Source organism: Microcoleus sp. F10-B2, assembly GCF_036704965.1.
Taxonomy (GTDB): Bacteria; Cyanobacteriota; Cyanobacteriia; order Cyanobacteriales; family Microcoleaceae; genus Microcoleus.
On sequence record NZ_JAUBTB010000143.1, the window covers coordinates 1 to 11,234 of the forward strand.

Here is an 11,234-nt window from a genome sequence, read left to right on the forward strand (position 1 = left end):
GCAATCCTCGCATCATTTGCATAATTATTGTAGGGGCAATCCCACGCCCGGTTGCCCGATAGATAGGGGGTAGGCACTCTTAGCACTACCCCTACAAATTTATCTGAATCATTTAGGATTGCTATATTCAGGGCGGGCGGGACACCCCACAAGACTTTAAATTTTTTAGAGATACAATTTAAATGCCGCCACAGCTTAGTTAGAAAAGAAAGAGCGAGTCGAGCGCAACTACATACCTTTGTTTAATTTGTCAGTTGGCTTTAGTCCTAAAATATTAACCGCAGATGAATGCAGATTCATAACATTATCGGCGGTTAAAATCTTCCTCAAGATACAGGAAAATAAACAACAAGCATCGAAATATTTTGGTGAGTGCGGGCGATCGCTTCCGGTTCCTTGAGAGTTCCCGGTTTTTCCCACAAATTCGGGTGAGAAATTGTGGTTAAAATCAGCAAATCGTGTTCTAACAAATTCTGCGAAACTAACTTGATAAAATTTCCCCGCACCCGATTTACTGGTATCTCAGAAAGAATTTCCACCTCCGCCGCACTTTTGTTGCTTTGTTCCCGTTTTGTCGCCACCAACAACACTTGCAAACTCGCCTTGAGTTCCTCTGCCAAACTCTTAGCAATATCCACGGTTTCCTGAAACCCAAACCGAGTCAACTCGCTGTCAGTTACCGCCAAAATAACTCTGGCTGTATTCTGGAGAGGATCGGGAAATCGAGCAATCAGTACGGGTACGGGCGATCGCCTTACTACATTGTCAATGATGCTGCCAAAAAAATTGTCGCGAGTCGTGGAAAATCCCTTCCAACCGCAAACTATTAAACTAGCCTCGCGTTCGGTTGCACTCCGCAGGATTCCGCGATCGATCGCATCATCTATCCTCGCGATCGGTTCAACCGCACAAGCAGCAGCATGGGCGACAGTTTCCGCAGCCGTCAAAAGTTGAGTTTGCTGCATTTTCTCTGCGGGCGAAATTGCTTCCCCGCGATCGGACAAAATATGCAGCGGCAGCAAAGTTCCCTGAGATGTTTTTGCTAAAATCAAAGCCAAACGCAGCAAATTATCTTCCGTATTCGGATTAGCAACAGGCACTAAAACTCGCTCACCCCATAAATGCTTTCCCGAAGTAGCAGCCGGCAAACTCGACCCCGGCTGCTGCATTTCTTGACCCCAGCGAGATACAATCCAAGGAGAAGCGACACAAGTTACTAAAATCATGGCAATGATGCCATTCACCGTTACGCGATCGACCAATTTAATGTCAAAAGCAACCGTAATCGCCGCCAAAGTAGAAGCAGCTTGAGCAACAGACAGACCGAACATTACCATAATGTTGGGAAACTCAAAACGAAATAATTTCCCCGGTAGCCAAGCTGCCAAAAACTTGCTCACCACCTCAGCTAAAATCATCACCGCCGCCACCAATAAAGACTGCGGCTGCTTTACCAAAATTAGCGGGTCAATTAACATCCCCACAGAAATCAGAAAAAACGGCACAAACAGCGTATTGCCAATAAACTCAATCCGATTCATCAGCGGACTCATTTTGGGAATAATTTGAGTGATGGCAATTCCAGATAAAAATGCACCAATAATTGCCTCAATTTCAATTAGTTCTGCTGCGTAAGAAACTAGAAATAGGGTAGCCAATACAAATATAAATTCGGCATTTTCGTCGTGTCCGAATTTCTTAAAAAACCAGCGACCGATTTTGGGGACTCCCCACAAAGTAGCAAAAGTGTAGATAGCAAGAGATGGAATGAGAAACAGCCAAAATTCGAGAGTGAGATTTCCTTTGAAAGCTTTGACAACAATTGCCAGCACCAACAGTCCCAACACATTCGTAATTAAAGTCCCGCCCAAAGTCGCAGTAATAGTCTGAGTTCGCATCAAGCCCAATTTTGTGAGAATTGGCAGCGCTAAAAGCGTGTGCGTAGCAAAACAAGAAGCGACTAAAATTGCAGCCAGCCAGCTATATCCCAACAGCAGCATTGCTCCTGTCCCCAATATCATCGGTAGCGAAAAAGTAGCCAGCCCAAATATGACAGCTTTGTCCGCATTGAGTTTGAGGTCGTCGAGGCTAGTTTCCAGTCCCGCTAGGAACATCAAAAACAGCAATCCTACAGTACCTAACAAAACAATAGTAGCGTCCCGTTGCAGCAAATTGAGACCGTTGGGCCCGACAATTACGCCCGCAATAATTAACCCGACTATTCCCGGCAGTCGCAAGCGCTCAAATAACAGCGGCGCGAGTAGCATGATTGCTAAAAGAACTAGAAAAACGGGAACGGGAGCGGTAATCGGGCCGGAAGTTAACATGAATTTCACCCTAAATATTGGCAGCGAACTGCTACCATTTTTAAAATAAAATAACCAAAATATCTATCAATCTAAAGAGGTATTCTCAATTAATTACAGCGTAATTGGTAATAAGTAGGACTGGGCGGTAGCAACTCGGTTTATTGGTAAAATATGGGTTAAATGACTAGAAATTTCTGCAAAAAACCGGGTTTCTAGTTCCCCGCGCACAAGTCCTGATTTGGCATACCCATAAAAAAGGGAAACGTGCTTTTATCCCTTGCTCTTCCCTATTTGAAATCTAAAACGGGGAAAGGTTTCGCTGCTTCCATCTGCGCCGCTAAAGCAATTAAAGTTGCTTCCGCAGCCGGCCGCCCGATAATTTGAATTCCCACGGGCAAGCCGTTGTTATCTAAAATGGCAGGAAGTGCGATCGCAGGCAAACCGCTAGCATTAAATGGCGGACAAGGAGCAATCCAATTAATAATCCGCTGCAAAGTTTCTTCAAAACTCAAATCCGCCCACTCCCCAACCCGGATGGGGGAGTGCATATAAGTCGGCAAAACTAACACATCAAATTTTTCAAAGAATCCCACAATCCGCCGTGAAATCACCTGCATTTGATTTACCGCCCGCAAATATTCCCCAGCCGAAACAGTTCTTTCTAACAGCCAGCGATTCATCGGTTCCAAAGCAGGGCCGGGAATGCCGCTTGCAGCCGCCCCCGACTGCCAAATTGCGGTAAACGGTTCGATTAAACCCGTAAAATCCGGGCATCCAGGTTCGACATCATGGCCCAAATCTGTCAATAATTTTACTGTTTCGAGTACCGCTTGCTGGCAGGTAGCCGAAGCCTCGCCCACAGGGGAAATAGTCGTAGAAAAAGCGATTCGCAGTTTGCCCGACTTTTGACGGGAAGCCTCTAGAAACGTCGGATTTGCATCGGGTAGCCAGTACGGATCGCCTGTTGTGTAGCCTGACATCACGTCCAAAAGTGCGGCGGCGTCAGCTACAGTGCGCGCCAGGGGGCCGTTGGCCGAAATGCCGCTGAGGTAATCTCCGACAGGTGCCCAGGAAACTCGCCCCCGCGACGGTTTAATGCCCACTAAACCGCAGCAGGAAGCCGGGCCTCGAATCGAACCGCCGCCGTCTGAACCTTGGGCGATCGCGCACAAACCCGCTGCTACAGCCGCCGCTGAGCCGCCGCTGGAACCTCCGGGCGTATAGTCTAAATTCCAGGGATTGCGCGCAGGCGGGAAACCTTCGGGTTCGGTGTAAGGTAATGAGCCAATTTGAGAGGTTGCTGTTTTTCCGAGAATGTTAAATCCCGCTGCTTTGATCCGCCATACTACTGACTCGTCGTAGGCAGATATCTTACCCAGCAAAGCCTGAGTGCCGTAGGTACAGGGAACGCCGGTAACTGGTGTCAAGTCTTTAATGGCGATGGGCACTCCGAAAAAAGGTGGCAATTCCTGTGACTTGTTTAACCCAGCTAGTTGCTCGGTTTGAGATTTAGCTAGGGCGATCGCCCGATCGGCCGTTACTGTAAAATAACTGCCAAGCTCAGGGTTTAATCGATCGATCCGTTCCAAGTACAGATTGACAATTTCTAAAGGCGACACCTCTAGGGCGCGAATCGACTCCGCCAACTCCATAGCTGGAGTAAAAGCCCGATCGACAGAATTCATCGGTTTAAGTCCTTAATGTTTGGATAAAGTATCAATTTATACTACTTGAGTGCGTAAAACTCTTTCCGTTAAAAAAATTATCCAAAAATGTGGAAAATCCCTATTTGGTTGTAGATCGAGAGTGAGCGCATCCTCCTATTGGCAGAATATTTGCTTTGTATTGCACCAGTAGAACCTTATCTTGCGATAGACTGAGGAGAACAGTTAAGCTTTTGTGCAAGAGACGCACAATGGCGATCGGCATTGTCCAACTTCCACAAATCATCTGTTCGAGTCAGCCTTCTCACCAAATTAAGGTAGCGCATATGACACAACAGCATCCGCCAGCTCCTCGCCCGCCCGTACCCGGAGCTCCCCCGCCGCCAGGAATGCCCCGTCCTCCAGCTCCCGGGATGCCACCCAGAGCAGCAGGAATGCCACCAGCACCGCCGCCGGCACCCGCACCGCCCCCCGCAGCCTCGCCCAAATCCTTCGCCACACCTAAAAACCAGAGCTTTAGCAGCGGCGGAGTTCCGACTTTGAAAGAGCTAGTCCTCCGAGCCAAAGATGAAGGAGTATCCGACCTTCACCTCGGAGTAAACGAAGTTCCCCGCTTCCGCACGCGGGGCGAGATTGCCGACATCGGGTATCCACCGACGGATTTAGATACGTTTTTTGGCTGGTTGCGCGAGTGCATGAGCGATGAAGAAATTGAAATTTTCCAAAAAACCCTAGATTTTGACGGCGCTTTCGACTTCGGGTTCGTCCGCATTCGGATCAGTTGCATGGACTCCTTGGCCGGGCCGGCAATGGTGCTGCGGCTAATTCCTTCCAAAATAATGACACTGGAGGAATTGAAGCTGCCGGAGGTCTTTAAGAAAATATGCGGCTACCACAAAGGGTTGATTTTGGTGACGGGTCCGACAGGTTCGGGTAAGTCTACCACCTTGGCAGCGATGATCGACTACATCAATAAGCATAAAGCCTACAATATCATCACGATCGAAGACCCGGTAGAATTCGTACACGAAAGCAAAAAATCCTTGATCAAGCACCGGGAAGTCGGCAGGCACACCCTCAAGTTTATGAACGCTCTCAAAGGCGCTCTGCGGCAAGACCCGGACATGATGCTAGTAGGAGAAATTCGGGACAGAGAGACGGTGGAAATCGCCCTCAAAGCCTCTCAGACCGGTCACTTAGTTGCAGGAACCCTGCACACCAACAGTGCGATTAAAACCCTGAACCGGATTCTGGATATGTTCGGGCCCGAAGAACAGGAAGCCATACGGGTTTCCATTTCCGAGTCCCTAGTGGCGATTATTGCTCAACTGCTGTGCAAAACCACAGACGGGAAGCGGGCTGCTTTCCACGACGTTTTGATCAATACCGACGTGGTTAAGGAATACATTCTGAAAGGTCAGAATGAGGAAATCAATCAAATTATGATTAAAGATACTTATGAAGGCATGACGACGATGAATAAGTCGCTCTACGGCCTTTATCAAGAAGGTCGGATTACCGAAGACCTTTGTGTGGAGAACTCGCCGTTCCCTAACGAAATGGCTCAGATGCTGCGAGGCCGAGTCTAAAGGTCGAGTGTTAACAGTAGTTAAAAGTTAACTTTTAACTGTTAACTTTTAACTTTTATTGGTGTACTTCATTGAAAGTCGATCGCCCGATTTTGCCAGAATTTTTCAAAGGCATTGCGCTGTTTACACCAGGGGGAGACTTAATCTATTGTATAGACTCCCGCAAGCAAACTCAGTGGCACTTGCAGTTGTGCGTAGCTCTACAGGAGATACTGGGTTTGTCGGAACCGCCGCATTTTCTAATACCTTGCTATACAGCAACCGTTGACTGCTGGCTCGATCGGAGCGATAGGCAGTTGCGGGTTGCTGCCGAGGCATACCCCCCGGTACTGCGACATCAAACGCTGCTGAACGCCATTTTTGGAACTGGCGACTTGGTTTGGCATCCCCGCAGCGAAGAAATGTGCGAACCGATGGCGATCGCTATTTATCACCAACAATTCCCCGAACTTTGGGAAAATCACGACTTAATTGTACAGTATGCCAGTCCCCCAGATCGATCGCACTCGCTCGGTTCGATCGTATCTACCTCATCCTTCCGGCAATCGCAGCAGACTCCGCTTCCCAAACAAACAGCACTCACCCCACCGCCACAAACTCAAGGGTACGTTTTGCGCCTCTTTGTTTCCGGAAGCAATCCCAGCACCGAACGCACCCTCGAAACTTTACACCAGTTCTTAGAGAAATGCCTCGATCGTCCCTACACTTTAAAAGTAATTGATGTTTTGAAACATCCAGAACAAGCTGAGGCAGATCAGATTTCAGCAACTCCTACTTTGATTAAAATCTGGCCGAAACCCGTGCGGCGAATTGTCGGCGAATTGAACGATGATGAAAAAATAATGCGGCTGTTAAGCTATTCAGAATTTTAGATTTGGGCGAATATTTTTGCGATTATTTAATACTGGCGATCGCCGGTTGACTCGCCATTGAATTAGGATCGCGAATTAAATAATTTACACATATTTGTGGGATGGGCGTCCCGCCCGTCCAGAAAGGACGGCCGGGACGCCCATCCCACAAGAACAATAAATTGTAAGTTATTTAATTCTCATTCCTTAACAACATATAGCCTTTCTCAGATAGATGAGGTACAAGTTTAGATTTTAGATTTTAGATTTTAGATTTTAGATTGGGGGATTGGGGAATTGTTAATTAATTGGTGAATACCTCATTTTTCCGAGAACCGCTATAGGACTTACGAACGTTCGTTTAAAACCCACTTTCGGCACCCTCCACTTTCACAATCGGTTTTTGCGTAATTTTGTCAACCCAAACGATCACTTTTTATACACAAAAGTGGGAAATTGAACTGGCGATCGCCAGTTCAATTTCGCCAAACTCCCAAAATTCGTAGTGTGACACGCTCGCTGGTGCGGAATGTGGGTTGTAAGGAGGGAAAGATAATGCCAGGTAATCAAGGGGATACCAACAGCGATGGGTTATACAAATACAACACAACCCGGCTGTTGAGAAGATACGTACATCCTTCCAAAATTATGAAGTAGCACAACTGAAGGCAGAAGTTTCTCGGCTTAAAGAGGAACTGGATGCGGCACAAAAAGTGATTGCCGACCTACATCAGCAAAACCAGGCTCTTCGACAAAAGGTGTTAACTTCAGAAAAATGCCATCGCTTTTTGAATGCAAGTTTTCGGGTTACTGAATTTCCTTGACTAGCCGCGAACTCCAAGGACACCAGTAAAGACCTGGTAAAAATGCTCCACCCGCTTCATCAAGGTGGTCTTCGACGTACGTAGTTGAAGCATCACAAACTTCTATCGCGTAGCTAAAGAAGCTGATAGTCGCTGGATCTAATTGATAGCTCCATTTTGGATTGTAGGGAGCAGGTCTTGGTATGATTCTTCCGACTACATGGGTTTCATCTTTCTGGGTTCCATTGAGTATATTCCGGGCTTGTTGGATCTTACTCTCATCAGTGAGTTCAATAACGAATGGATCGCCGCCGCCTGCGGTCTCAAAGACAAATCTAGCAGGTGCAGCCGCGTATGCTGGAGCACTAAAGCTGATACCCAGCATACCAACAAGAGCCAATACAGTTAGTCCTCGACGTATCAGAGAAGTGAGTTTTTGAAATAGATTCATGGTAAAGACCTCTTTACTCGCCAAAACAAATCCTACCACTCTGGTGCACTCATGATTACTGCACCTCACATTCGACACCCTCAACTGTCACATCGAATGAAAAGAGCTTAAAATGCTTACTAAGTAAGGGTTTTATGCTTTCGCAGACAAATCTTTTTATCGAGCAGTCATTCTCAATAGCTAACAATTTTTAAGAATAAATTGCAGGAATGATTCGTACAACCCCCATTGTTTTGTTCCCAAAAAACAGTGTGCCAGTTCAGGGTGCCGAATGTGGGTTAGAAACCGGGTTTTTTTACGGAAAGATGCGTTGTAGACCGCAGATTCAGTAAAAAACCCGGTTTCACCGGCCCCGATGCGATTTAGGCCCACTTTCGGCACCCTCCACTGTCACAATCGGTTTTTGCGTAATTTTGTGAACTTAAACATTCACTTTTTATATACAACAAAAGTGGTAATTGGAGTGGCGATCGCCAGTTCAACTTCGCCAAACTCCGAAAATTCGTAGTGTGACACGCTCGCTGGTGCGGAATGTGGGTTTAGGCAGTCCTGGACGCAGGCTTGCCAAAAAAACTCGCTCGATGGTTGTCGCGATCGAGCGTATATGACCAAATTACCTGAATCAACCTGGTTTTTGCCTCCAAGACTGTTAGGTTAACTTACTTTGCTGAACAATTTCGGTAAGGTGCGCCGAAGAACAACCTACCTTACCGCAATCAATCTGGCAATCAGGAGAATAGAGAACCCTGGCTAATCGGAAAAAGGTCGATCGGCTCAATCAGGAAGACAAACATCCGGAGGGCACAAACTGGCGAAATCCAAAGTTGTGACTTCCAGCGTATCCAACTCAACTCGCCGAATTAGATGATTGTTCGTATCAGCAACAAACAAGTGAGGCCCGATCGCGCTCAACCCTGAAGGTTCAAAAAATCGAGCCTTGAGACCTTTAGCATCAACCAAACCCGCTGTACCGTCTCCAATCATTGTTCTGCACGTACCGCCTCGGTGGTCGATCCGCTTAATTTTATGATTGTAAGTATCAGCAACCCAGAGGTAATTTTGAGCGTATTCAACACCCAAACAGTGCTGCAACCTTACCTGATCGGCGCGACCATCTTTATCCCCAAAACCAAACAATTCACCACTACCGCAAACAGTCCGCACCTTCGGGTCTTCATCAATACCAACAGCGCGAATCGAACTAACTTCGCTGTCAGCAACAAACAACTCCGATCGATCCGTAGCGAGGCCGCTGGGCTGAGAAAAAGCAGATTCTGAAAGATTCCCATCAACACAGGATTCTCGACCAATACCCGCATAAGTGCCGATCGTGCCAGTGTCTAACTGCATTTCCCAAATTTGGTGGGAACCCGCCATTGCAATAAAAAGTCTATTTCCAACTTTTTCTAAGTCCCAAGGCGAGTTCAATTTGGTTTCTAAACCCTTGCCGCTGCCCGGTGCAATTTCGTGACTTTGTTCGCCGGTACCAGCAACAGTTTCCACCCGTTGAGTCGTAAAATCAATCTTTCTGAGAGCATGATTTTCCGTATCAGCAACATAAAGAATTTGACTTTCTGCATCAAAAGCCATACCTTGAGGTGCAAAAAACTCCGCCTCTTCAAAGCCCCCATTAGTTAAACCGGGTTTGCCGGTACCGATGACGTGCAGCACCTCACCTTCGATGGTGCTGACAACAATCCTATTGTGTCCTGAATCGGCAATAAATAAGCAAGAACCGACTAAGTTTTGTATGACTGAATTAGCAGGCCCTGGCAATACAGTTTCATCTACATATTCATTTTCCTCAGTCATTTCGCCCAACAAGGCGACCTGTGGGTGAAGCTGTTTTGCCTCCGTTGCTGCGATCGCAAATGCCAGCACTTTACCGGGAAAAGCCAGCGGTGTCGATACAGGTTTGCGCTGTTTTTCTAAGCTAAAACGGAGTTCTTTAAAGTTGAGCCGATTTTTATCTTTGTATTCACCAATTAACTTGCCAACTAATTCGTCAATTGCTTCTCTATTGCCTTCACCGGAAACAAAGCCCACGACATAACTTTCAGGATCGATCACCATTAAAGTCGGCCAAGCGCGAACCGCGTAGCTTTGCCAAACTTTCATGCCGCTGTCTGCGATTACCGGATGTTCGATATCGTAGCGGAGGATAGCTTGGCGGATGTTTTCTACTTCTTTTTCGTTTTCAAATTTTGCCGAGTGAACGCCGATAACCGTGAGGGAATCTTTATATTTTTGTTCGAGGTATTTTAAGTCGGGCAGGACGTGCAAGCAGTTGATGCAGCAGTAAGTCCAGAAGTCGAGCAAGACGACCCGGCCTTTTAGAGATTCAATGGATAAAGGTTTTTCGGTGTTCAGCCAGGGGTAGTTTGCTGGGAATTCTGGTGCTCTGACGCGAGGCATGGCATCTCCTTGGGAGGGCGTGAATGATTTTTTTACTTCTTTAATTTAGCGGGAAGTTTCGCAGGATGGGGAAAAGGGGAGGTTAAACGAGGGCTTGTGGTACAGGTCGGAGTGCCTGTACCACAACAGGGGGGCCAGAGGTGATGGCAAACTGGTCCACTGATACCAATGTATACTTGATCTGGTATCCTAAACCTCATCTTGCCAAAGCACTTTCGGGTAAGACAGAATTGCACAAAGAGGTTTGGCAGGCGATCGATTACCTACGGCACTCTACGCGATCGAATTTCTGATGAAACGCTCATGGCGGAGGGTTGCGTGCATGGCGGTAAACCGCAGCACTTAAAATAGTAGATTTCCCCACGAAGGTTTCACTATTCTGTACTTTTGATACACATTCTGTCAGAACAGGAGTTCACAATGGCAAAAGCCCCAAAAATACCACCGGAACCAGAGATTACACACGAACAAAGAGAAGCCGCAGAAGCAGAAATTCGGGAAAAGCAAAAAACTGTTGACTATGACACAAAAGAATATCCAGTGGAAGTGCTTGTCCAGAAATATAGAGATGGGCTAGATGAAGACATCAGCGAGTTGTACATACCAGATTATCAACGAGACATGATTTGGGAAGAAAATCGACAGTCAAAATTTATTGAATCTATTTTTTTGGGACTACCAATACCCTATATTTTTGTTGCAGATTTGCGACCCAAGCAAGAAGATGATGAGGATGATTTAGCTCGGTTAGAAATTGTTGATGGAACCCAACGTATCCGTACTTTAGACAGATTTCTCAATAACGAGCTAAAGCTGTCTGAACTAGAAAAACTAAAAAATCTTAACAACTTCAAATTCAGGGATTTACCCCTGGCAAGACAGAGACGCTTTAACCGAGCTACCATTCGCATGATTGTGCTGACTGAGAAAGCTGATGAAGAAACCCGACGGGATATGTTTGAACGCATCAATACTGGTAGCGTCCAACTAAATGACATGGAGAAGCGTAGAGGCATATCTCCGGGCCCGTTTGTCGATCTTCTTGAAGAACTAGCCAAAACTCCCAAATTTATTAGGCGTTGCTGAACTAGGGTATGATGAAGTTGTCCTCCGAGCGTCAAAAATCACACACATTTAAAAGCAATATTATGC

Annotated in this window: 8 protein-coding genes; 4 read left to right on the plus strand and 4 right to left on the minus strand. The window is 46.6% G+C overall.

Annotation, left to right across the window (positions count from 1 at the left end):
* Window positions 1-326 precede the first annotated feature (326 nt).
* Window positions 327-2,327 carry a cation:proton antiporter domain-containing protein gene (locus tag QUA99_RS30715; RefSeq protein WP_333244758.1) on the minus strand — a complete coding sequence of 667 codons (2,001 nt, stop codon included), beginning with the start codon at window positions 2,325-2,327 and terminating at the stop codon, window positions 327-329.
* 269 nt (window positions 2,328-2,596) lie between these two features.
* Window positions 2,597-3,994, minus strand: a complete 1,398-nt coding sequence (locus tag QUA99_RS30720; protein WP_333244752.1) for an amidase — start codon at window positions 3,992-3,994, stop codon at window positions 2,597-2,599.
* A gap of 305 nt (window positions 3,995-4,299) precedes the next feature.
* Between QUA99_RS30720 and QUA99_RS30725 the strand changes: the two genes are divergently transcribed.
* On the plus strand, window positions 4,300-5,562 hold the full coding sequence (locus tag QUA99_RS30725; RefSeq protein ID WP_333244755.1) for a type IV pilus twitching motility protein PilT: 1,263 nt from the start codon (window positions 4,300-4,302) through the stop codon (window positions 5,560-5,562).
* Between the two features lie 71 nt (window positions 5,563-5,633).
* Entirely contained in the window at window positions 5,634-6,434 is an 801-nt protein-coding gene (locus QUA99_RS30730; RefSeq protein ID WP_333244749.1) for a circadian clock KaiB family protein, read from the plus strand.
* Between the two features lie 786 nt (window positions 6,435-7,220).
* Here QUA99_RS30730 and QUA99_RS30735 read toward each other — a convergent pair.
* Together QUA99_RS30735 and QUA99_RS30740 are read right to left on the minus strand one after the other, a co-directional pair.
* The gene (locus QUA99_RS30735) at window positions 7,221-7,667 is read right to left on the minus strand and encodes a BP74-related protein (protein ID WP_333244746.1); all 447 of its coding nucleotides are present in this window, start codon (window positions 7,665-7,667) and stop codon (window positions 7,221-7,223) included.
* Window positions 7,668-8,441: 774 nt separating this feature from the next.
* A complete protein-coding gene (locus tag QUA99_RS30740; protein WP_333244743.1) occupies window positions 8,442-10,082 on the minus strand; it encodes a thioredoxin-like domain-containing protein in 1,641 nt (546 codons plus the stop codon).
* A 143-nt stretch (window positions 10,083-10,225) separates the two neighbouring features.
* On the opposite strand from QUA99_RS30740, the gene QUA99_RS30745 reads away from it, so the two are divergent.
* A complete protein-coding gene (locus QUA99_RS30745; protein WP_333244740.1) occupies window positions 10,226-10,375 on the plus strand; it encodes a hypothetical protein in 150 nt (49 codons plus the stop codon).
* Window positions 10,376-10,502: 127 nt separating this feature from the next.
* Entirely contained in the window at window positions 10,503-11,168 is a 666-nt protein-coding gene (locus QUA99_RS30750; protein ID WP_333244737.1) for a DUF262 domain-containing protein, read from the plus strand.
* The last annotated feature ends 66 nt before the right edge of the window (window positions 11,169-11,234 follow it).

What these genes read in the sequence shown, in the direction of transcription:
- QUA99_RS30720 (WP_333244752.1), bottom strand. Translation starts at nt 3,994, where the DNA reads ATGAATTCTGTCGATCGGGCTTTTACTCCAGCTATGGAGTTGGCGGAG.
- QUA99_RS30745 (WP_333244740.1), top strand. Translation starts at nt 10,226, where the DNA reads ATGGCAAACTGGTCCACTGATACCAATGTATACTTGATCTGGTATCCT.
- QUA99_RS30735 (WP_333244746.1), bottom strand. Translation starts at nt 7,667, where the DNA reads ATGAATCTATTTCAAAAACTCACTTCTCTGATACGTCGAGGACTAACT.
- QUA99_RS30750 (WP_333244737.1), top strand. Translation starts at nt 10,503, where the DNA reads ATGGCAAAAGCCCCAAAAATACCACCGGAACCAGAGATTACACACGAA.
- QUA99_RS30725 (WP_333244755.1), top strand. Translation starts at nt 4,300, where the DNA reads ATGACACAACAGCATCCGCCAGCTCCTCGCCCGCCCGTACCCGGAGCT.
- QUA99_RS30740 (WP_333244743.1), bottom strand. Translation starts at nt 10,082, where the DNA reads ATGCCTCGCGTCAGAGCACCAGAATTCCCAGCAAACTACCCCTGGCTG.
- QUA99_RS30715 (WP_333244758.1), bottom strand. Translation starts at nt 2,327, where the DNA reads ATGTTAACTTCCGGCCCGATTACCGCTCCCGTTCCCGTTTTTCTAGTT.